The sequence below is a fragment of the Catellatospora sp. IY07-71 genome, assembly GCF_018326265.1.
Classification (GTDB): Bacteria; Actinomycetota; Actinomycetes; order Mycobacteriales; family Micromonosporaceae; genus Catellatospora.
Map to the genome: position 1 here is coordinate 5,921,141 of NZ_AP023360.1, position 20,963 is coordinate 5,942,103.

Annotated in this window: 16 protein-coding genes; 7 read left to right on the forward strand and 9 right to left on the reverse strand. The window is 71.7% G+C overall.

Annotated features, from left to right (window positions below):
- Positions 1 to 24: 24 nt before the first annotated feature.
- A complete protein-coding gene (locus CS0771_RS26410; protein WP_212843512.1) occupies positions 25 to 696 on the reverse strand; it encodes a hypothetical protein in 672 nt (223 codons plus the stop codon).
- A gap of 116 nt (positions 697 to 812) precedes the next feature.
- Positions 813 to 1,274, reverse strand: a complete 462-nt coding sequence (locus CS0771_RS26415; protein ID WP_212843513.1) for a hypothetical protein — start codon at positions 1,272 to 1,274, stop codon at positions 813 to 815.
- Between the two features lie 63 nt (positions 1,275 to 1,337).
- Between CS0771_RS26415 and CS0771_RS26420 the strand changes: the two genes are divergently transcribed.
- Both CS0771_RS26420 and CS0771_RS26425 read left to right on the forward strand, forming a co-directional pair.
- Positions 1,338 to 2,294 (forward strand): YafY family protein, encoded by a 957-nt coding sequence (locus tag CS0771_RS26420; RefSeq protein ID WP_212843514.1) that lies wholly within the window; start codon positions 1,338 to 1,340, stop codon positions 2,292 to 2,294.
- Between the two features lie 206 nt (positions 2,295 to 2,500).
- Positions 2,501 to 3,226, forward strand: a complete 726-nt coding sequence (locus CS0771_RS26425; RefSeq protein ID WP_212843515.1) for a class I SAM-dependent methyltransferase — start codon at positions 2,501 to 2,503, stop codon at positions 3,224 to 3,226.
- A 140-nt stretch (positions 3,227 to 3,366) separates the two neighbouring features.
- Here CS0771_RS26425 and CS0771_RS26430 read toward each other — a convergent pair whose 3' ends face one another.
- The gene (locus tag CS0771_RS26430; protein WP_212843516.1) at positions 3,367 to 4,341 is read right to left on the reverse strand and encodes a GNAT family N-acetyltransferase; all 975 of its coding nucleotides are present in this window, start codon (positions 4,339 to 4,341) and stop codon (positions 3,367 to 3,369) included.
- A gap of 172 nt (positions 4,342 to 4,513) precedes the next feature.
- On the opposite strand from CS0771_RS26430, the gene CS0771_RS26435 reads away from it, so the two are divergent.
- On the forward strand, positions 4,514 to 5,980 hold the full coding sequence (locus CS0771_RS26435; RefSeq protein WP_212843517.1) for a tetratricopeptide repeat protein: 1,467 nt from the start codon (positions 4,514 to 4,516) through the stop codon (positions 5,978 to 5,980).
- Between the two features lie 218 nt (positions 5,981 to 6,198).
- Here the strand turns inward: CS0771_RS26435 and CS0771_RS26440 are convergent, their stop codons facing one another.
- Genes CS0771_RS26440 through CS0771_RS26450 form a run of 3 tightly spaced genes read right to left on the reverse strand, consistent with a single transcriptional unit; the run spans position 6,199 to position 10,665 of the window.
- Positions 6,199 to 7,137: a hypothetical protein gene (locus CS0771_RS26440; RefSeq protein ID WP_212843518.1), complete on the reverse strand. Its 939-nt coding sequence runs from the start codon at positions 7,135 to 7,137 to the stop codon at positions 6,199 to 6,201.
- A complete protein-coding gene (locus CS0771_RS26445; protein WP_212843519.1) occupies positions 7,134 to 7,550 on the reverse strand; it encodes a hypothetical protein in 417 nt (138 codons plus the stop codon). The genes CS0771_RS26440 and CS0771_RS26445 overlap by 4 nt, the downstream gene beginning before the upstream one ends.
- Complete coding sequence (locus CS0771_RS26450) at positions 7,537 to 10,665, reverse strand: CHAT domain-containing protein (protein WP_212843520.1); 3,129 nt, start codon at positions 10,663 to 10,665, stop codon at positions 7,537 to 7,539. The genes CS0771_RS26445 and CS0771_RS26450 overlap by 14 nt, the downstream gene beginning before the upstream one ends.
- A gap of 175 nt (positions 10,666 to 10,840) precedes the next feature.
- On the opposite strand from CS0771_RS26450, the gene CS0771_RS26455 reads away from it, so the two are divergent.
- Positions 10,841 to 11,254 carry a hypothetical protein gene (locus tag CS0771_RS26455; RefSeq protein WP_212843521.1) on the forward strand — a complete coding sequence of 138 codons (414 nt, stop codon included), beginning with the start codon at positions 10,841 to 10,843 and terminating at the stop codon, positions 11,252 to 11,254.
- Positions 11,255 to 11,345: 91 nt separating this feature from the next.
- Here CS0771_RS26455 and speB read toward each other — a convergent pair whose 3' ends face one another.
- Positions 11,346 to 12,524 (reverse strand): agmatinase, encoded by a 1,179-nt coding sequence (gene speB / locus CS0771_RS26460; RefSeq protein WP_212843522.1) that lies wholly within the window; start codon positions 12,522 to 12,524, stop codon positions 11,346 to 11,348.
- 242 nt (positions 12,525 to 12,766) lie between these two features.
- On the opposite strand from speB, the gene CS0771_RS26465 reads away from it, so the two are divergent.
- Both CS0771_RS26465 and CS0771_RS26470 read left to right on the forward strand, forming a co-directional pair.
- The gene (locus CS0771_RS26465) at positions 12,767 to 15,127 is read left to right on the forward strand and encodes a phosphoketolase (protein ID WP_212843523.1); all 2,361 of its coding nucleotides are present in this window, start codon (positions 12,767 to 12,769) and stop codon (positions 15,125 to 15,127) included.
- A 130-nt stretch (positions 15,128 to 15,257) separates the two neighbouring features.
- Complete coding sequence (locus tag CS0771_RS26470; RefSeq protein ID WP_212843524.1) at positions 15,258 to 16,379, forward strand: AI-2E family transporter; 1,122 nt, start codon at positions 15,258 to 15,260, stop codon at positions 16,377 to 16,379.
- Between the two features lie 124 nt (positions 16,380 to 16,503).
- On the opposite strand, the gene pflA is transcribed toward CS0771_RS26470, so the two are convergent.
- On the reverse strand, positions 16,504 to 17,250 hold the full coding sequence (gene pflA / locus CS0771_RS26475; protein ID WP_212843525.1) for a pyruvate formate-lyase-activating protein: 747 nt from the start codon (positions 17,248 to 17,250) through the stop codon (positions 16,504 to 16,506).
- A 152-nt stretch (positions 17,251 to 17,402) separates the two neighbouring features.
- Here pflA and CS0771_RS26480 point away from each other — a divergent pair, with 152 nt between their 5' ends.
- On the forward strand, positions 17,403 to 18,608 hold the full coding sequence (locus CS0771_RS26480; RefSeq protein ID WP_212843526.1) for an RNA-guided endonuclease TnpB family protein: 1,206 nt from the start codon (positions 17,403 to 17,405) through the stop codon (positions 18,606 to 18,608).
- Between the two features lie 13 nt (positions 18,609 to 18,621).
- Here the strand turns inward: CS0771_RS26480 and pflB are convergent, their stop codons facing one another.
- Positions 18,622 to 20,865, reverse strand: a complete 2,244-nt coding sequence (gene pflB / locus CS0771_RS26485; protein WP_371821480.1) for a formate C-acetyltransferase — start codon at positions 20,863 to 20,865, stop codon at positions 18,622 to 18,624.
- Positions 20,866 to 20,963 lie beyond the last annotated feature (98 nt).

Here is a 20,963-nt window from a genome sequence, read left to right on the forward strand (position 1 = left end):
CCACCGCCGCATCCGGGTCGCGGGTCAGCTCAGCACGGTCTCGCCGCCGGGGTAGGCGAACGAGGCGCGCGGCGCGTAGAAGCCCCAGGTGATCTCCAGCGGGTTCGCCGGGCGCAGCGCGTACACCGAGTGGCTCGGGTCGAGGAACTCCAGCGACTCGACCTCGAAGTCGGCGACCGGCTCGGAGATGAACGGGTAGTTGCCCGCCGTGAACCGCCCGCCCACCTCGGTGAGGTAGCGCAGCTGGCCGCGGCTGGTCTCGCCGAGCTGGTGGCCGACGCGGACCGTGGTGCGGATGACCGGGACCCCGTCGGAGTACGTGGTGGCGGTCAGCGTGTGCCCGTGGAGGTCCAGCGTGGTGGTGCCGACGCTCGCCGGGACGCCGCGCGCGGAGGCGTAGTCGCGCACCACGGCGCTGGAGTTGAAGTAGTGCGTCCACCAGCGGCCCGGGGTGACGCCGTCGGGCGCGTACGCGTCCTCCAGGTCGGGGCCGATGTAGGTGAGCGAGTACGCGCCGAACCCGGAGGTCTGTTCCGGAGCGTCGACGACGTACTGGTTCATGAAGACCTGGCGGTTGGCCATGGGCTTCAGGCCCGGCGGCACCAGCGCCGCGACCGCGTCCGGGTCGGCGGGCACCCAGCCGAAGTAGAGCATCCGGCTGTTGACGACGAGCTGAGGGGCTTCGAGCAGGGTCATCGAGACTCTCTTCTGGACGTTGCTGTCGGTAGCCAGGACGCTACGAGCCGCCAGTGTCGCCGGGCAATTCGATATCGACTTTTGTCGACTAGTAGATAGGACGGGCTTGTCCTTGCTCACACCTCCCGGCGGAACTCGGCCGTCCAGTTGACCTCCCAGGTGCGCCCGCCGTCCGTGGAGAACGCCTGCTCCCAGCGCGGGTGCTCGGTTCGCGTACGCGACCAGACGTAGCGCACCCGGATCGGCGTGCCCTCCCACACGTCGTCGCACTCGAACGTGCCCGTGCCGTCGGTGAACCGCCCCACCACCGGCACGTCGAGCTGCCCGCCGCTGACCTTCGAGGCCCACCAGATCCGCCAGACCTGCTCGTCGGGGCTGAACAGGCGCAGCGTCACGCCCTCCAGGCCGCGCTCCGGCGCGCGCAGCACGTCGAAGACGCCCTCGCCGTCGAGCAGCACCTGGCAGTCCAGGGTCGCGTCGAACTCGTACCACTCGTCGCTGCCCACCAGGGCCTTGACCAGCCGCCGCTGCGTGCTGTGCCAGCGGCCGGCGAGGAAGTCGAAATCGGTGTTCGTCATGTGCGGCACGTTAAGGCGGCACCCCTGACAGACCATGTCAGTGCCGCCCGGCAGAATTCCGCCATGCGTGCCGACCGCCTGCTCAGCCTGGTGCTGCTGTTACAGAGCCGGGGCCGCCAGACCGCCGCCCAGCTCGCCGCCGAGGCGGGCGTGTCCGTGCGCACGATCTACCGCGACGTGCAGGCGCTGAGCGCCGCCGGGATCCCGGTCTACGCCGACCCCACCGGGTACGCCCTGGTCGACGGCTACCGCACGCAGCTCACCGGGCTCACCGCCGCCGAGGCCCGCGGCCTGGTCCTGGCCGGGCTGCCCGGCGTCGCCGCCGACCTGGGCCTGGCCGAGGCGGTCGCCGCCGCGCAGCTGAAACTGTCCGCCGCGCTGCCCGACGCGCTGCGCGAGCGTGCGGACCGGATGCGGCAGCGCTTCCACCTCGACGCTCCGGGCTGGTACGAGGACGGCGACAGCTCCGACCAGCTCGCCGCCGTCGCCGACGCGGTATGGCACCAGCGGGTGCTGACCGTCCGCTACGACGGCTGGACCGCCCTGGCCGAGCACCGGCTGGAGCCGTACGGGCTGGTCCTCAAGGCGGGCAAGTGGTACCTGGTCGCGAACGGCGAGCGGGGCATACGCACGTTCCGGGTCAGCCAGATCCGCGAGCTGACGGTGCGGCCCGACACGTTCACCTGGCCGGACGGGTTCGACCTGGCTGCGCACTGGCAGGCACACATCGAGGACTTCCGGTCGCGGCTGCACCGGGGCGAGGCGGTGATCCGCCTCGCCCCGCAGGCCCTGGACCGCCTGCCGCACCTGCTGGGGCGAGCCGTCGCCGAGGCCGCCGCCGCGGGCGAGCCGCAGCCCGACGGCTGGCTGCTGGCCCGGGTGCCGATCGAGTCCGACAGCCACGCCGAGATGCAGTTCCTGCGCCTGGGCAGTCAGGTCGAGATCCTGGCGCCGGCCTCGCTGCGCGCCCGGATCACCGCGACGGTCGGCGCCCTGTCCACGATGTACGCAGTAGATTGACGACAACGGCCCTTTCACATAGGCGACGTCCGCAGCCGCGACTCCTTCCACGCGAACCGGCCCCCGAGGCCGCCGAGTAAGTCGTCCCGACCAGCCGCCCAAGACTCGAGTGTCGCCAGCGTCGCCACGCAGAACAACTGGTCAATCCATGCGGGCGGCGCGATCCAGGCTGGCCGCACTAGGCTGACCGGCGGGAAGGAGACCCGATGAACCGCGACATCCGTGACGTCGAGGACGTGCTGAAACTGCTGGACGAGCTGCTCGCGGGTGCCGACCGGTGGACGCCGGGAGGCGGCGCCGACTGGTGGGACGGCTTCTACGCAGACCGGGACCGGCCCGTGCCGTTCTTCGCGGACAAGCCCGATGAGAACCTGGTGTCGTACCTCGACCGAGGTCTGGTCAATCCCGGCCGCGCTCTGGACCTCGGTTGCGGCCCCGGCCGCAACGCGCTGTACCTGGCCGCCGCGGGCTTTCAAGTCGATGCCGTCGACCTGTCCCCGGCCGCGATCTCCTGGGCCCGCGACCGGGCCACCGCGGCCGGACTCGACATCGCGTTCCACTGCGGCGACGCGTTCGCCGAGACGGCCCCGTCCGGGCCGTACGACCTGGTCTACGACTCGGGCTGCTTCCACCACCTGCCACCGCACCGTCGCGTCAGCTATCGCGCACTGCTTGCCCGGATACTGGCCCCCGGCGGCCATTTCGGGCTCAGCTGCTTCGCCGCCGGGGCGATGGGCTCCGAACTGCCCGACGCCGAGTTCTACCGGCACGGCGGGCTGCAGGGCGGCGTCGCATACACCCCGGAGGCACTACGCTGGATCTTCGCCGACCTGACCGAGGTCGAGCTGCGCCGCATGCGCGACGAGCCCGCCGACTCGCCCCGGTTCGGCGAGCAGTTCCTGTGGACCGCCCTGTTCCGCCACGACGGCTGATTCCGGGACGCCCGGCGGACCCGCGAACCGCAGCGTACGCGCGCTGGTCGGCTTGGCGCCGCCAACGCCAGGCCCAGGCCGCAACCTTGCGCTACAAGCGACGACCTGGCCTGCTCGATCGACGCGATCCAGGTGTAGTGCTAGACCTCGAGAGCCCAGCGCACCAACCGCATCTTCAATGTGAACCCGGCCTCCTCGTAGACGCCCACCGCCCCGGCGGCACTGGCCGAGTCCACTCGTACGCTGGCCCGGCTGTAGCCCTGTGCGGCGGCGGCCCGCAGCGCGTGCCCGACCAGCGCGCGGGCTTCACCCCGGCTACGGTGCTCCCGGAGGGTCCGCATGATGAAGAAGTTCGCGTCGCGGATGCCCGTGGCCGCCGTGTCGGCCTCCCACGACTTGGTCACCAGCATGCCCACCGGAACTCCGGTCGCGACCTCGCGCAGCAGGAAGCTGACCGCCGGCTGGAACGTGTGGTTGGTGACGTTGCTCCTCCAGGAGTCCACCGGCATCGGGGCGGTGCCCCAGTGGTCCTGGAACGACTCGTTGCGCACCGTCCGGAAGTCGTCGTCGTTCTGCTCCGACCACGGCTCGACCCGCAGTCCCCCGGGGATCGCCGCGCCGGGGACCGCGTCGCCGAGCGGGTGCTCCAGGTGCTGGAAGTAGCGGGCCGGAGTGAAGCCGTGGGCGCGGAAAAGCTCCGCCACACCGGGGATGTGCTCTCCTCGCTTGGCGTCGACCACGAGCTTCAGCGCCGGGTGATACCGCTCGTGCAGCTCTTTGGCCGCCGCCACGCCTGCCGTCAGCAGCGCGGTGCCGATGCCCCGGCGCCGGTAGGCCGGGTGGACCCCGCCGTCCAGGTAGACCTGATGGACCTCTTCCGCGCCCGGCTGGTAGTTGGCCTTCATGTAGCCGACCATGACGTCTCCGTCGAAGGCGGCGAGGCTGGCGCGCTCCAGCTCCGCGTACGGATCGACCAGCTCCTGGAGGGTGTCCTCCTCGGTGTAGTAGTCGCCGATCCCGTCGACGGTCTCCATGGCGTTGAGCAGGTCCGCCGCCGCTTTCGCGTCCTCGACGGCGAGCGGCCGCCAGCTGAGTGAGCTGGAGTTCTCATACATGCCGCCGACCGTAGATCTTGCGCATGCGGGCTGTCGCTTCGTTTTCCCGGCCTGTCGGGCGCATGCCGGGGACGGCGTCAGGGCTCGCCGGCCATTCCGGCGGCGAACGCCCGCCTTTCGAGCCGCTGATCACGCCCCCGCGAAGATCACGGCGGGGTTAGACTCCCGCTCCGTGACACCAGCCTCCACCCCGGTCGAAGCGGCCTTCGCCCTCCTGCAGCAGGGCCGCCCGGGCGACGCCGAAGACCTCATGACGCGGGAGCTGGACGCTGCCGCCGCCGCGCACGGCCACGGCAGCGCGGCCTGGGCCTCGGCCCAGTGCGACCTGGGCAACGTGCTGCTCAACGCCGACCAGACGGCTCGCGCGATCGAGTGCTACCGCAGCGCCACCGAAGCCACCAAGGCTGATCCGCAGCACCGGCGCAACCACCTGACCTACCGGATGAACCTGGGCATGGCGCTGCGGATGGCCGGACGGCTCGACGAAGCGGAGGCCGAGCTGCGCCAGTGCGCCCAGGACCGCGGGGTCTTCTACGGCCGCGGGCATGCGGGCTACGCCTTCGGTCTCGAACCGCTGGCCGAGGTGCTGCTGCGGCGCGGCGACCTGCGCCAGGCGCAGCAGGTCGCCGAGCAGGCGATGGACAATTTCTGGCGCAACGGCCACGAGCGGCTCGCCACCACGCTGGCGCTGCGGGCCGAGATCGTGGGGGCGGGCGGCACCGGGCCGCTGTTCCCCGACCTGCGGCAGCTGCCGGACGGCATCGTCGAACTGCTGGCACGGTCAGCCGTCGACCGCACCGACGAGGGCGACCCGGCCGTGCACCAGACCGTCCTCACCGGCCTGTCCGCCGCCCTGGAGAAGCGGCTCGGCCCGGACCACCAGGCGACCCTCGACACGCTGTCCAGGCTTGCCAACCTCGGCCGCCACAGCGGTGAGCAGGCCGGACGGGTGGAGGCGATCCAGCGGGTGCTGGCCTCCCACGACCGGCAGGGCAACGCCGAGCAGGCCGTCATCGCGATGCTGGGTCTCGCGGTGGCGCAGGCCGAGACGGGCGACGAGGCTGCCGTGCTGGACACGTACGCGTCGGCGTACGCGAGAGCGGAGCGGATCGGCAACCCCGAGCTGCTGAGCCAGGTGCTGCGCAACTGGGGCGTCGCCCTGCGAGCGGCCGGCCGGGCCGACCAGGCGGAGCAGCGCCTGGCCGAGGCGGTGGCGCAGGCAGGCCAGGGCGCTGACCGGGAGCTGCTCGGAGTGGCGGGAGTCGCCCTGGGCTGCTTCCTGCAGCACGCGGGACGACTCGCCGAGGCCCGTACGGTGCTGGAGCAGGGCCTGTCTGAGCTGGACGGCGTACACCCGGACGCGATCATGGGGCGCAGCCACCTCACCGCGCTGACGGATGGGCGGACCTGCGGCTGCGACGACCTGGAGTCGACGGTCACCGAGGCGTTCCGCGAGTTCGTCCTCGGCCGGCTGCCCGCCGGCCTGCTCGCCGAACTCGACGTGGCGATCGAGGACGGCGACTTCCAGATCAAGATCGGGCTGCAGCGCGAGCCGACCGAGGACGAACTGCAGCGGCTCAACGGTGTCGTCCAATCCGCGCTCGCCGAGTTCCGCCGCCGGATCAAGAGTCCGCGTTGAACTCTCGGTAGGGCTCCCGTCAGGTAACACGTTCCGCCTGGTGGGAGCCGTCGGCTGCGCAGATACGGTCACGGGAGGGCGCCGGCCCGTTCACGGCGCAGGGCGGCCGCCCGGCCGGGACGGCTCACACGGGCCGCAGCCCACCGGCGCGGTCCCGCTCGGCGTCCGACCGAGAGCGCCTGCGCGAGCGCGCCGGCTCCGGTCGGTGCGGCGCAGGATCACCGGCGCGTTTCGGTACGCCTGGCCTTCAGCGACGGCAGCTGCCGCGGCAGCGGAAGCGTGCTCTTGCGCAGCAGCTCGGTAACGGCCCGCCCGACTTCGGGCCGCAGCACACCGTCGCACCCGAGGCGCAGCTGCTCGGCCAGGTCCGCGCCGTGCAGGTCGACCACCGCCTCGGTGAGGTCTGCCAGCGTCGCGGCCGCCTGCCGGGCCTGCACCCAGGCCGTGGCGGCCAGGACCGCGGCGATCGGGACGCCGGGCCACCACAGCAGACCCAGCGCCGCGTAGAGCACCGCCCAGCCGGCCAGCCGCGACGCCGCCGTGTAGGCGCCGTGCGCCGCGCTCACCTCGGTGCGGGCCGTGTCCTGCAGCAGCAGCCACAGCCGGGGCCAGGCGACCGCGAGATCGAGGCCGTAGTTGGCCTGCACGCGCACCGCCGGCGCGGCGAGCCGGTCGCCGATCCAGGTCGGATGCGTCGGCTCGACCAGGCTGATGCGGTCGCGGGCGGCCAGCGCGGCGGCCAGCCCGACCGCACCCGTCGCGACGGCGTGATCCATCGCGGCCGTGACGCGGTCGCCGGCCCGCTCCCAGCGACGCAGCCGGGCGGCCGTCGCCAGCCGCAGCGGGGTGCGGGTGCCCGGCCAGGTCCAGAGGTACGCGGCGCACCGGCCCAGCACGGCCACGCACAGCCCGGCTCCGGCGGCACCGAGCAGCGCCCCGCCGACGGCGAGCAGGACCCGCCCGCTGTCGGTGCCGGCCGCGCTGGTCGTCACCTGGGCGGTCACCCAGGCGGCGAGCTTGCCGAGATCCAATGCCGCGGCGTGGCGCAGGTGGGTCGCGGCGACCGCGGCGGCGACGAAGAGCAGGCCGGGAAGCATGAGCGCGGTCAGCCACTGGTCGAGCAGCCGCTTGCCGACCTCACCGAGCACACCGATCATGACGTCACCTGCTTGCGTATCATCGGCGCACCGTCCACGCCGCAGGCCGGCTCGGCGCCGTCGGCGACCTGCAGCCAGCGCGGGCACCGCGCCGAGGGGCAGGCCCACACCTCGACCGTGACCTGCTGCGGCTGCTGAGCGGCCGGGTTGGGCACGAACACGCGGTGGGCCGGCGGGACCAGGCCGCCCGCGATGCCGTACGCGATCAGGCGGCGGTCCAGTTCGTCGAAGTCGGCGGCGAGCGTGCCGTGCCCGCCGCCGGCGGCGAGGGCGGCGACGAGCCTGTCCACCAGCGGCTGGGCGTCGATCTCGGCGGCGATGTCGGCGAGGTCGCCGCTTTCCAGCTCGCGGCACAGGGCGGCGATGTGACGGTCAAGGTCGGGCATGAGGTCCTCGCGGTCAGGGGCCGACATGAATATAGGACGTCCACAGCGAGGGCGACCTGGGCGCGGCGGCACGCTGCGCGGCGACCGCCTCGTGCAGCGCCACGTGGACCGGCGATCCGGCCCGCAGCCCGGTGTAGAAGGCCGTGGCCAGGGCCGCTGCGGTGCGGTCGCTCGTGGGCCACAGCGTGCCGACCACGTGGGCGTATCCGGCGAGCTGGAACGCCGACGTGAGGTGGATGGTCTCGTCGAGCAGTTCGACGCTGCCCTGTGCGGTGGCGCACGCCGAGAGGTAGGCCAGCCAGCCGTCGGGGATCCGCAGCTGGTCGATGTCGACGACGCCCAGCGGTCCGTCCTGCAGCAGCAGGCGGCCGGAGGCCACCGCCGTCACGTCGGTGAACGCGTGGCAGGCGAAGTGCACCAGCGGGGCGCCGGGCAGCTCCGCCGTGATCCGGTCGCGGGTGGCCTCGTGTCCTGTCAGCACGCGCGCCCGGGGGAAGAGCCCGGCGACCGCGGCGGCCTCATCGAGGGCTCCGGGCAGGGCGGCGACGCCGTCGGCCGAGGCGACCGCCACGATCAGCGGATCGGCCGGGCGTGACGCGGCGGCCTGCGCCCGGGCGCTGCGCAGCGCCCGGATCGTCGGGGCGTAGGAGGAGATCACCCGGTCTGCGACCGAGGTACTGCCGTCGACCGGCTGCGCGGCGTGCAGCGGCAGCATCGCCAGCAGCCCGGTGGGCACCCACCACAGCCGGCCGCCGCCGGGCCCGCTGTCCAGGACCGGGGCGGCGATCGCGTCCCAAAGCCAGCCGAGCACCTCCCGCATCGACGCCTCGGCATGCAGCCGATCCCGCAGCGTCCGCTGCGGATCGATGCCGGCGGCCAGCGCGGTGTAGAACGCCGCCGTCTGCTCGACGACCGCCGCGTCGCCGACCTGCGGCAACGACACCACCCGCAGCTCGCCGCCGGTGAGCACGAGGGCGTCGCAGCGGTACTCGCTGAGGTTGACGAGCACGATCGTGTCGTCGCCGGCGGCCTCGACCAGGTCGGTGGCGCTGCTCGGCTGGAGGAAGCCGGCGAACCCGGCGTGATCGCGGATCTCGGCGAGCAGCGTCTCCCACTCCCGGGCCAGCGTGTGACGCTGCAGGATGGTGTCGATCCCATCCGCCGCCGCGCTGCTCTGCGGTAGGTCGAACTGGTCCCGGATCCGCACGAACCGCTCGGCCAGGCCGGGATGAGCCGCCCGGAGCAGTCCCAGGTCGCTGCGGGTGTCGAGGGTCTGGCTCAGCAGCACGCCGCGGCCGAGTTCGAGCAGCTCCAGCGCTCGTTGGGGCTGCCCGGCGGCCAGGGCGCAGGCCGCGGCGTCGCCGATGACCCCCGCCGGATGGCTCAGCTGCCGCTCGCGGGTGGCGCGGGTCAGTGAACGGCTGGCCAGGCGCGGCAGCAACCCGACCGCCGCGGCCAGGCCGTCGGCGGCCGCGGGCCAGTCCCCCGCCTCCGCGCACAGCGCACCCCAGCGGCGTGCGGCGATGACGCGCAGGTCCGGTGGCGCCGTCGGCACCGCGTATGCACGGCGCCAGAACTCCACTGCCGCCTCGCGGTCCTGCGCGTCGGCGCTGTCGGCGTGCCTGCGCGCCGTCACGTCGCCCAGCAGGAACAGCACCGCCGCCTGGTCGGGGTGGTCGGCCGGCAGGATGTCCAGCGCGGTCTGCAGGAGCCCGGTGACCTCGGCCAGATCCACCGTCCGGGGGTCGTCGGCGTGGGTGACGCAGAGCCCGTCGGCGAGCTGCCGCAGTGCCCACGGCCGCAGTGCGTGGTCGGCCGGCATGAGCTCCAGCGCCCGGCGCAGGGCGGCGACGCCCTCGGCCAGCGTCTCCGCGTCCTTGTCAGCGGTGTGCAGGAACATCAGTGAGGTGCCGAGGTTGGTCAGGCGGGCGGCCAGGTGGTGGGAGTTGGTCACCGCGTGGGTCACCGCCTCCCGGGCGGCCCGGCGCTGCGCCCGCCCGGTGCGCGGCGAGAAGATGACCGGCAGCGCCGAGACCAGCACCTCGCGATACGGCTGGGTCGGTGTCGCCGCGATGGCCTGCCGCTGCAGGCCGATCGACTCCCGCAGCGTAGGCAGATCCTCGTCGCGGAAGTGCTGCTCGCTCAGCGACACCGCCAGGTTCGAGGCGGTCAGCGTCCACAGCGGCGTGCCCTGCGGCGTCTGCTCCAGGATCCGCCGCTGGAGCTGGATGCTCTCCTCCAGGAACCGCGGGTCGCTCGTCGCCAGATAGGCCGCGTGCAAGGCGGTGCTCAGTTGCAGCCGCCGGGCGGACCGGTGCGGATCGACCCGTGGGGCAGGCAGCTCCAGCAGGGACCGCAGGACCTCGATGGCCCGGTCGAGGTCTTCGCGTTCACCCGACATGCGGTGCCGCAGCAGCATCGCCGAGCCGATGAGTTCGATCATCTTCGTCCGGCGCCGGCGGCGCAGCGCCGGCCGGCGCGACCGGCGGCCCAGGTCTCCGATGAGGTCGTCGACGACGAACAGCCAGTTCTCGCGCTCGGCGACGCGCAGTTGCGCCATGCCCCAGCCGACGGGATCGATCCAGGACAGGAGCGGGCGCGAGCGCCGGTTGCGCCACCGGACCCACAGCCCGGCTACGAGGCCGAACAGGAACGGCGTCGCTACGGCGGCGAGGGTGATCCATCCCATCGTGGCGAGCAGTGACCAGCGGTCCGCCGCGGGCATGCCCACCAGGACCATCGCCAGGACGGAGCCGGGCAGCGCGATTCGCCAGAACCGGCGTACGCGCACGTACCTCGCCAGATACGCGATGTCGTCTTCCGGCAGGAACGGCGGCGGCGGGTGCAGCTCGCGGAAGTGGACGTCGTGGCTGGCCACCAGCACGACGAGCAGCATGACGGCCAGATGTGCGACCACCGCGGCCCAGGCCCAGCCGCTGCTCAGTCCGAAGTGCTCGTACCCGCGGTGCGCGTGGCCCGCGGACAGGAGCAGTCCCGTGATCGGCAGCGTCCAGCCGGCGGCTCGCCAGAAGACGCCGTTCCAGTCCCCTGACGCCGTGCCGAATGCGGCGAGGAAAGCCGCGAACACCCCTGCGGTAACCAGTGCGGCGACCCAGCCCGGCACCCCCATGCCCCAAAGCATCGGCACGCTTCGACGCACTGTCAAGGTGTCATCGCCGTCAGCGACGACCGCCGGCGGCTTCGGCCGACCGGGCGAATACCGGATGCCGACGGCGTGTGTCGTTGGCGGAGGGCGGCGGGCCGGGCAATCTGTATCGGGCGCCCGGGGAACCCGGGGCCGGGGTATGCCGTGGGGGTTGGTCTTGGACCTGGTCAAGGAGTATGTGCGCCGGTATCTGGTCGCGCAGCGGGAGGCGGAACGCGATCTGTCCGACGCGATCGGCAGACTCGAAGCCGACGGCCGCCGGATCATCGACGGCGGGCAGACCAGCCCGACCACCTGGCAGTACACCGACTGGCACACCGGGGAGATCATCGCCAGCGGTGACGACCGCACCCGTGACGACGAGGTCCTGGCCGCCCTGGACCCCGACGGTGCTTTCCTCCACGTCGACAACATCACGCGCCGGCCGGTCGAGCCGGAGAATCCGGGCATCCCGCTGAGCCTCGCCGGGGCGCTGGAGGACTGGGTCGATCTGCTGGACACACCGGACGAGGACATCGCCCGGTTCGTGGGCTGGACGGTGCAGGACGTCGCCGACGCGAGGTAGCCCGGCCACCGGCCTGGCCGAGGTCGCAAAATGTGCAGTCCGGCCTCAGGAAGTTCTCGGTGCGGCGGACTTCCTCGTCGCCGCTCGCAGGTCACTCGCCGGGGCGGCCGGTGTCGTGCTCGGCCTGTTCGCGTTCGGCGCGGGTGAGGCGGTCGCCGAGGTGGCCGTGGTGCACGAGAGTCGCCAGGGTGTCCATGATGACCCGGGCGCCGAGCAGCGAGGTGTTGTCGGCGACGTCGTACGGTGGTGCGATCTCGACGACGTCCATGCCGATGAGGCCCTCCCTGGCCACGGCGCGCACCGCCCGCAGCGCCTCGCGCGGGGTCATGCCGCCGGGCTCCGGCGTGCCGGTGCCGGGGGCGTACCCGGGGTCGATGACGTCGATGTCGAAGGAGAGGTACACCGCGTCGGCGTCCTTCCAGGCGATCTCCAGCGCGATGTCCATGGCGCGGTCGATGCCGAGTTCGTCGACGTCGAACATGGTGATCACGGTGGTGTCGATCTCGTCGGCGACGTGGACGCCCGAATGGTTGCCGATCCAGCCGCCGATGCCGATCTGGACCAGGTTCGAGGGTGGCACGTTGGGCAGCTTGGTGGCGTGCGACCAGTGGGTCGTATGCATGCGCTCGTCCATGGTCGTGACCGCGGTGTCGATGTGCCGGTCGAAGTGGACGATCCCGAGCCTGCCGTCGACGTGCTTGGCCAGGGCCTTGGCATCGGGCAGGCCCAGGCTGTGGTCGCCGCCGACGATCACCGGGAACGCGCCCGCGTCGAGGATGTGCGACACGGCCATTTCGACCTGGTCGAACGTCTTCTCGATGTTGGACGGGATCACGAAGACGTCGCCCGCGTCCCCGATGCTGATCTCCTCGAGCAGGTCCATGCCGAGGTCGGGGCTGTAGGAGTCGTACAACGCCGAGATGCGCCGCACCGCCTGCGGCCCGAACCGTGCCCCGCTTCGATAGGTCGTGCCCATGTCGAAGGGCGACCCGACGAACGCCACGTCGTAGCGGCCGATGTCGCGCACGTTCTCGACGTACGGCGACTTCAGAAACGTGTTGACACCGGCGAACATCGGGTCCAGCGACCGGGAGAACAGCGAGATGTCCCGATCTTTGATCGACGGCGCGGCCTGCAGTCCCAGATCGAGGCTGCGTTCGACCAGTTCGCGGCGCTTTCTCGAGGGCACCTCGCGCAGGCGGCGCCGCGCTCGCATCCCCGAAAGCCCGGCACGGACCCGGGCCAGCTCGTCATCGCGGTCAGCGGTCATGACGACACCTCCACTCGCTCGCCTGCGCAGCGGCTCCCGGGGATGCCTCTTCACCCTACGCGCGTCCGCCGGTGACGGCGGTCCATAACGTGCCGGCCGCGCACGCCGGACGGGACCGAAGTCCCGATTCTCCTGAAGGGAAGGCGACGACCTGCACCGACCGGCAGCGGCGGGACCAAAGTCCTTCGGGGTCGGGCGGGCAGGCCCTACGTCGCAACGGTCACTGGGGCCACGCTGGCCTCATGCATACCGTGGAGGGCGCCCCGCTGGGCGCGCAGGAACTCGCCCGCGTCGACGCGCACTGGCGGGCCGCCAACTACCTGTCCGTCGGGCAGATCTACCTGATGGGCAACCCGTTGCTGCGTGAGCCGCTGCTTCCGGAGCACGTCAAGCCGCGGCTGCTGGGCCACTGGGGCACCACGCCGGGCCTGAACCTGCTCTACACGCATCTGAGCCGCATCGTCGCGGCCCGCCGCCAGGAGACGATCTTCATCACGGGGCCGGGTCACGGTGGTCCGGGCCTGGTGGCCAACACGTGGCTGGAGGGCGCCTACAGCGAGGTGTATCCGCACGTCAGCCAGGACGAGCGGGGCATGGCGCGGCTGTTCCGGCAGTTCTCGTTCCCCGGCGGCGTGCCCAGCCACGTCGCGCCCGAGACGCCCGGCTCGATTCACGAGGGCGGCGAGCTGGGCTACAGCCTGTCGCACGCGTACGGCGCCGCGCTGGACAACCCGCAGCTGCTGGTCGCCTGCGTCATCGGCGACGGCGAGGCCGAGACCGGTCCGCTGGCCGCGTCGTGGCACTCCAACAAGTTCCTCGACCCCGTCGGCGACGGCGTGGTGCTGCCGATCCTGCACCTCAACGGATACAAGATCGCCAACCCGACGGTGCTGGCCCGGCTCGGCGACGACGAGCTGACGGCACTGCTGACCGGCTACGGGCACAAGCCCTACCTGGTCGACGGCGACGACCCGGCGCAGGTGCACCAGCGGCTGGCCGCGACGCTCGACGCCGTCTGCGACGAGATCGCCGACATCCAGGCGGCGGCCCGGCTGGGCGAGGTCACCACCCGGCCGCGCTGGCCGATGATCGTGCTGCGCACACCGAAGGGCTGGACCGGCCCGAAGCAGGTCGACGGCGTGCCGGTCGAGGGCACGTGGCGGGCGCACCAGGTGCCGCTGTCGGCGGCCCGCGACGACGCCGCGCATCTGGAGATGCTCGCCGGCTGGATGCGCTCGTACCGGCCCGAGGAGCTGTTCGACGCCGACGGCGGACCACGGCCGGAGGTCGTCGGCTGGCTGCCCACGGGCGAACTGCGGATGGGGGCCAACCCGCACGCCAACGGCGGGCGCCTGGCCCGGGACCTGGAGCTGCCCGACTTCCGGGCGTACGGCGTCAAGGCGGGCGAGACCGCCGAACCGACGCGGGTACTGGGCGGCTGGGTGCGCGACGTCATGGCGACCAACGCCGAGCACCGCAACTTCCGGGTGGTCGGCCCGGACGAGACGGAGTCGAACCGGCTCGGTGCCGTGCTGGACGTCACCGGCAAGGCCTGGCACGCCCGCACCGTCGGCACCGACCAGCACCTGGACCGGCACGGGCGGGTGATGGAGATCCTGTCCGAGCACACCTGCCAGGGCTGGCTGGAGGGCTACCTGCTCACCGGCCGGCACGGCCTGTTCTCCTGCTACGAGGCGTTCGTGCACATCGTCGACTCGATGGTCAACCAGCACGCCAAGTGGCTGAAGGTCACCCGCGAGCTGGACTGGCGCAAGCCGATCCCGTCCCTGAACTACCTGCTGACCTCGCACGTGTGGCGCCAGGACCACAACGGCTTCTCCCACCAGGACCCCGGTTTCATCGACCACGTCGTCAACAAGAAGGCCGACGTGATCCGCGTCTACCTGCCCCCGGACGCCAACACGCTGCTGTCGGTCGCCGACCACTGCCTGCGCAGCCGCGACTACGTGAACGTGATCGTGGCCGGCAAGCAGCCGGCGCCGACGTTCCTGGACATGGACGAGGCGGTGGCGCACTGCACCCGGGGGCTGGGCATCTGGCCGTGGGCCGCCGACGACCGCGGCGACCCCGACGTCGTGCTCGCCGCCGCCGGCGACGTGCCGACGATGGAGGTGCTGGCCGCAGCGGACCTGCTGCGCGAGCACCTGCCGCAGCTACGGGTCCGGGTCGTCAACGTCGTGGACCTGATGCGGCTGCAGCCGCAGAGCGAGCACCCGCACGGGCTGCCCGACGCCGAGTACGACGCCATCTTCACCACCGACCGGCCGGTCGTCTTCGCCTACCACGGCTACCCGTGGCTCATCCACCGGCTGACCTACCGCCGCAACGGCCACGAGCACCTGCACGTGCGCGGATACAAGGAGGAGGGCACCACCACGACCCCGTTCGACATGCTGGTGCGCAACGACATGGACCGCTACCACCTGGTCATCGACGTCATCGACCGGGTCCCGGGGCTGGCCCGCAGCGCCGCCGGGCTGCGTCAGGCCATGGTCGACAAACGGACGGAGCACGCGGCGTACATCCGCGAGACGGGCCAGGACCTGCCCGAGATCCGTGACTGGCAGCCGCCGCAGCGCTGATCCAGAGTGCGGCCGCCGAGGGCCGCAGGGCGAACGGCGTCCGGGCCGACCGGGCACGGCAGCTCTGCGGCTCGCGCACAGGTTTGCCTGTCAGGAACACGGGCATCCGCAGGCCGTGAGAAGCGGACGGGTGACCGCCGGCGAGGTCTTCCGCTGGGCGGCCGCAGGCGCGTGCGGCATTGCCGTGGTCGGAATGGGCCTGGTCGCGCTGTGGACGGTACGGGGCGTGCTGGCACTGGTGCTGGTGTCGCTGTTCGTGGCGGTCAGCCTCGACCCGGCCGTGCGCTGGCTCGTCCGCCACCGCGTCCGGCGGCCGTACGCCGTCGCCGCGATCCTCGCCGTCGTGGTGGGCGCGCTGGCGGCGCTGGTGGTCGGCGTCGGGCCGGCGCTGGTGAGCCAGGCAGGCAACCTGGTCAAGGACCTGCCGGGCTACATCGCGGGCCTCGACGAGCGCTCGCCCGTCTTCCGGGAGCTCAGCACCCGTTACGGGCTGGGCGACCGGCTCAACGAGCTGGCGGCCTCGGTGCCGGCCTGGGCCGCCACGAACCTGCTCAGCATGTTCCAGACCTTCCTCGAAGGGTTGGCCACCGCGGTGACGGTCCTGGTCCTGTCGCTGTACTTCCTGGCCGACATGCCGCGGCTGCGCCGCCGCGCCCAGCTCGTCGCACCTGACCGGCACCGGGAGCGGGTGCGCCGCATCGTCGACACGGCGGTCGACAAGGTCGGCTCGTACATGATCGGTAACGCGGTCATCTCGCTGATCGCAGGTGTGGTCGCCTACCTGGGCCTGATGATCCTCGACGTCCCGTTCGCGCTGCCGCTGGCGCTGATCGTCGCGATCACCGATCTCATCCCGCTGGTCGGGGCGACCCTCGGCATGGCGGTCTGCGGCGCGGTCGCCGCGATGACCTCCGGGCTGTGGCCGGCCGCGATCGGGATCGTGCTCTGGCTGCTGATCTATCAGCAGGTGGAGAACTACTGGATCGTACCGCTGATGATGCGCCGCAGCCTGGACATGCCGTCCCTGGCCGTCCTGCTGGCGGGCCTGATCGGCGCGGCCCTGCTGGGCCTGATCGGCGCGCTGATGGCCATCCCGATCGCGGCCACGATCAAGGCCGTGATCGTGGAGCTGCGTACTCCCCTGCCGCCGCCCGGCTACGCGATCGACCATCCGGTCGACGATCCGGAGTTGAGCGCGCTCGCCGCCGAAGCGGATCCTGCCGTGCCCGCGATGAGGACCGCCGCCGACTGAGCCTTGCCGGGTTCGCCCGTCGGCGTGCCCGTCGGGCTGTCGGCGCGGGCGGATTTCTCCCGGTGCGGCTACCCGGGTGCCGGGCGAGACCGCAGCACCGCTGACACAACCCACCGGCACGGGATCAGTACGTGTTCAACCCGTGGGAGCGGAACACCACCCGGGCGGCTTCGACGGCCGCCGGGGGCGGAGCGGCCACGTGGCGGAGGGGAAAATCCAGGCCGAGCGCCTCGTACTTGTGGCTGCCGAGACGGTGGAACGGCAGCACCTCGACCCGCTGGACGCTGCGCAGCCCGGCCGCGAACGCGGCGAGCGCCTCGATGCCGGCCTGGCCGTCGGTCAGGCCGGGGACTAGGACGAACCGGATCCACATGGGGATGGCCGCATCCGACAGCCGCCTGGCGAACCGCAGTGTCGGGGTGACGTCGCCGGTCCTGGTGACGCGCCGGTAGGTGGCGGGGTCGTGGGCCTTGACGTCGAGCAGGACGAGGTCGACGGCGTCCAGCAGAGTGTCGTCGGCGCGGTCGCCGAGGAAGCCGCTGGTGTCCAGGGCCGTGTGCAGTCCGAGGTCGCGGCAGCGGCGCAGCACCTCGCGGGTGAACGCGGGTTGCAGCAGCGGTTCCCCGCCGGACAGGGTCACCCCTCCCCCGGCGACCCGGATGAACCGCCGGTACTTGCCGATCTCCGCCATGAGCTGGTCAACGGTGGTGGGGGTGCCGTTGCGGCGGTGCCAGGTGTCGGGGCTGTGGCAGTACAGGCAGCGCAGCGGGCAGCCGGCGAGGAACGCGGTGAAGCGGGTGCCGGGGCCGTCCACCCCCGTCGACAGGTCGAAGGAGTGGACGGCCCCGGTCAGGGCGCTCGGCGTCGTCATCAGACTCCTTCTGTGGACTCCGGCCTTCAGGCCGGAGAGGAAACAGAACACCTGCGGAGCAGGACAGGCCGAGCCGATCCGCCGCCAAGGCGGACCGGCGCACTCCCGCACCTCGCGGCGAGGCCGCCCATTCGTCCAGTTAGGATTCGCACATGTCGAGGACCGTGAAGCGGGCGTTCAAGTACCGCTTCTACCCGACCGACGTGCAGGCCGCGCAGCTGTCGCGGACGTTCGGGTGCGTCCGGCTGGTCTACAACATGGCCCTGGCTGCCCGCACCGAGGCATGGGCCCAGCGCCGGGAACGGGTAGGCTACAACGCCACCTCCGCGTTGCTCACCGGATGGAAAAAGACCGAGGAGCTGGCGTTTCTCAACGAGGTCTCGTCCGTGCCACTGCAGCAGGTGCTGCGGCACCTGCAAACCGCGTTCGGCAACTTCTGGGCAAAACGTGCCAGGCACCCGCACTTCAAGTCCAGGAAACGCTCGCGCCGCTCGGCCGAATACACCACCAGCGCGTTCCGCTGGCGCGACGGCCGACTCACCCTGGCCAAGATGACCGAACCCCTCGACATCGTGTGGTCGCGGCCGCTGCCCGACGGGGTGTCCCCGTCGACGGTGACCGTGTCGTGCGACGCGGCCGGACGCTGGTTCGTGTCCCTGCTCTGCGACGACACCATCACCCAGACCCCCGCCACCGGCCAGGTCGGCATCGACGCCGGGATCGACAGTCTGCTCACCCTGTCCACCGGCGAGAAGATCACCAACCCCAGGCACGAGCACGCCTACCACAAGCGGCTGGCCCGCGCCCAGCGCGATCTGGCCCGCAAGCAGAAGGGCTCGGCCAACCGGGCCAAAGCCCGGTTCAAGGTCGCCCGCATCCACGCCCGGATCGCGGACCGGAGGCGTGACCACCTGCACAAGCTGACGACTCGGCTCGTTCGCGAAAACCAAGCGATCGTGATCGAGGACCTGACCGTCCGCAACATGGTCAAGAACCATCGCCTGGCCCGCGCGATCAGCGACGCGGCCTGGCGGCAGCTGCGCACCATGCTCGAGTACAAGACCGCCTGGCACGGCCGGGACCTGATCGTCGTCGACCGCTGGTTTCCCTCGTCCAAGCTGTGCTCGGCGTGCGGTGCCCTCGCTGAACGGATGCCGCTGAACGTGCGAGAGTGGACCTGCCAATGCGGCAGCACCCACGACCGTGACGTCAACGCGGCCCGCAACATCCTGGCCGCCGGACTGGCGGTGACAGCCTGCGGAGACGATGTAAGACCTCAACGAGAATCCTCTCGGACGGGGCAGTCGTCGGCGAAACAGGAAGACCCGAGGGCGACCAAGGGAATCCCCGTCCTTTAGGGCGGGGAGGATGTCAAAGCGCCTCGTGGAAGGTGCGGGAGATGACGTCGCGTTGCTGTTCGGTGGTCAGCCGGACGAAGTTGACGGCGTATCCCGACACCCTGATGGTCAGTTGCGGGTGGCGTTCGGGGTGGGCCATGGCGTCTTCGAGGGTGGCCCGGTCGAGCACGTTGACGTTCATGTGGAAGCCGCCGGCGTCGGTGTATCCGTCGAGTACGCCGACGAGGTTGTCGATCTGATCGTCGCGGTGGTGGCCGAGGGCGTCGGGGGCGATGGTCTCGGTGAGGGAGATCCCGTCGCGGGCTTCGGCGTAGGGCAGTTTCGCCACCGAGAGGGCCGCGGCGACCAGGCCGTGGTGGTCGCGGCCGTTCATCGGGTTGGCGCCCGGGGCGAACGGCTCGCCGGCGCGGCGGCCGTCGGGGGTGTTGCCGGTGTGGCGGCCGTAGACGACGTTGGAGGTGATGGTCAGCACGGACAGGGTCGGCTCGGCGCCGCGGTAGGTCTGCTGCCGGCGGACCTTGTCCATGAAGGTGGTGACCAGCCACACCGCGATGCCGTCGGCGCGGTCGTCGTTGTTGCCGAAGGCCGGGTACTCGCCGTCGGCGGCGAAGTCCACGGCCAGCCCGCTCTGGTCGCGCAGGACCTTGACGCGGGTGTGCCGGATCGCCGAAAGGCTGTCGGCGGCGACCGACAGGCCGGCCAGGCCGGTGGCCAGGAACCGGTGCACGGGATGGTCGTGCAGCGCCATCTCCAGCCGCTCGTAGCTGTAGCGGTCGTGCATGCGGTGGATCACGTTGAGCGCGTCGACGTAGGTTTCGGCCAGCCAGTCCAGGGTGCGGTCGAGCGCCGTGACCACCTCGGCGTAGTCGAGCACCTCCCCGCCGACCGGTGGGGTGGCGGGGGCGACCTGCTCGCCGGTGATCTCGTCGCGGCCGCCGTTGATCGCGTACAGCACCGCCTTGGCGAGGTTGGCCCGGGCGCCGAAGAACTGCATGTCCTTACCGACCCGCAGCGCCGACACGCAGCAGGCGATGGCGGTGTCGTCGTCGTAGGCGGCGCGGATGAGGTCGTCGTTCTCGTACTGGATCGCGCTGGTGTCCAGCGACACCCGGGCGCAGAACCGCTTGAACCCCTCCGGCAGCAGCGGCGACCAGAGCACCGTCAGGTTCGGTTCGGGTGCCGGGCCGAGGTTGTACAGGGTCTGCAGGTACCGGAAGCTGGTGCGGGAGACGAGCGTCTCGCCGTCGGCGCGCATGCCGCCCAGCGCCTCGGTGACCCAGGTGGGGTCGCCGGAGAACAGCTGGTCGTACTCCGGTGTGCGCAGGAACCGGATGATCCGCAGTTTGATCACGAAGTCGTCGATCAGCTCCTGCGCGCGTTCCTCGGTGATGGTGCCCTCGGCCAGGTCGCGTTGCAGGTAGATGTCGAGGAACGTGGCCGTGCGGCCCAGCGACATGGCCGCGCCGTTCTGCTCCTTGGTGGCGGCCAGGTAGGCGAAGTACAGCCACTGGATCGCCTCGCGCCCGTCGCGGGCGGGGCCGGAGATGTCGTGGCCGTAGGCGGCGGCCATGCCGCGCAGCTCCTCCAGTGCGCGGATCTGCTCGGCGAGCTCCTCGCGGTCGCGGATCACGTCCTCGGTGGAGCGGTTCACGTCCAGGCTCGCCTTGATCGCGCGGCGGTCGTCGATGAGCCGCTGCACCCCGTAGAGCGCGACCCGGCGGTAGTCGCCGATGATGCGGCCGCGGCCGTAGGCGTCGGGCAGCCCGGTGATGATGTGCGAGCGCCGTGCCGCCAGGACCGACGCGGGGTAGGCGTCGAAGACGGCGTCGTTGTGGGTCTTGCGGTACGTGGAGAAGACCGTGCGCACCGCGGGGTCGAGGTGGTAGCCGTAGGCGTGCAGCCCGGCTTCGACCATGCGCAGGCCGCCGTTGGGCATGATCGCTCGGCGCAGCGGCGCGTCGGTCTGCAGTCCGACGATCAGCTCCAGGTCCCGTTCGATGTAGCCGGGGGCGTGCGAGGTGATGGTCGAGGGCGTGGCGGTGTCGGCGTCGAGGATGCCGAGACGGCGCTCCTGGGCGAACAGATCGGTGAGCCGGTGCCAGAGGGTGCGGGTGCGTTCGGTGGAGCCGGACAGGAACGCCGGCCCGCCCCAGTAGGCCTGGTGGTTGTCGTGGATGAACGCGGCGACGTCGATACGTTCGCGCCAGTCCCGGCCGGCGAAGGTCCGCCAGGCGGCGGACTGCTCATTCCCGTTCATCGGCATCCTTCCTGTGGTGTGCTCGCGCATCCAGCCTCTGCCCGATCGCGCCGCCCGCGCAGGGCCGTTGGTCCCTTCTGGACGGGACGCGCGGCACT

Bases quoted from the DNA above. Each gene is read 5' to 3' on its own strand.
- CS0771_RS26450 (WP_212843520.1), bottom strand. From the start codon at position 10,665: ATGCTTTGGGGCATGGGGGTGCCGGGCTGGGTCGCCGCACTGGTTACC.
- CS0771_RS26410 (WP_212843512.1), bottom strand. From the start codon at position 696: ATGACCCTGCTCGAAGCCCCTCAGCTCGTCGTCAACAGCCGGATGCTC.
- CS0771_RS26440 (WP_212843518.1), bottom strand. From the start codon at position 7,137: ATGATCGGTGTGCTCGGTGAGGTCGGCAAGCGGCTGCTCGACCAGTGG.
- pflB (WP_371821480.1), bottom strand. From the start codon at position 20,865: ATGAACGGGAATGAGCAGTCCGCCGCCTGGCGGACCTTCGCCGGCCGG.
- CS0771_RS26445 (WP_212843519.1), bottom strand. From the start codon at position 7,550: ATGTCGGCCCCTGACCGCGAGGACCTCATGCCCGACCTTGACCGTCAC.
- pflA (WP_212843525.1), bottom strand. From the start codon at position 17,250: ATGACGACGCCGAGCGCCCTGACCGGGGCCGTCCACTCCTTCGACCTG.
- CS0771_RS26425 (WP_212843515.1), top strand. From the start codon at position 2,501: ATGAACCGCGACATCCGTGACGTCGAGGACGTGCTGAAACTGCTGGAC.
- CS0771_RS26480 (WP_212843526.1), top strand. From the start codon at position 17,403: ATGTCGAGGACCGTGAAGCGGGCGTTCAAGTACCGCTTCTACCCGACC.
- CS0771_RS26420 (WP_212843514.1), top strand. From the start codon at position 1,338: ATGCGTGCCGACCGCCTGCTCAGCCTGGTGCTGCTGTTACAGAGCCGG.
- CS0771_RS26465 (WP_212843523.1), top strand. From the start codon at position 12,767: ATGCATACCGTGGAGGGCGCCCCGCTGGGCGCGCAGGAACTCGCCCGC.
- speB (WP_212843522.1), bottom strand. From the start codon at position 12,524: ATGACCGCTGACCGCGATGACGAGCTGGCCCGGGTCCGTGCCGGGCTT.
- CS0771_RS26415 (WP_212843513.1), bottom strand. From the start codon at position 1,274: ATGACGAACACCGATTTCGACTTCCTCGCCGGCCGCTGGCACAGCACG.
- CS0771_RS26430 (WP_212843516.1), bottom strand. From the start codon at position 4,341: ATGTATGAGAACTCCAGCTCACTCAGCTGGCGGCCGCTCGCCGTCGAG.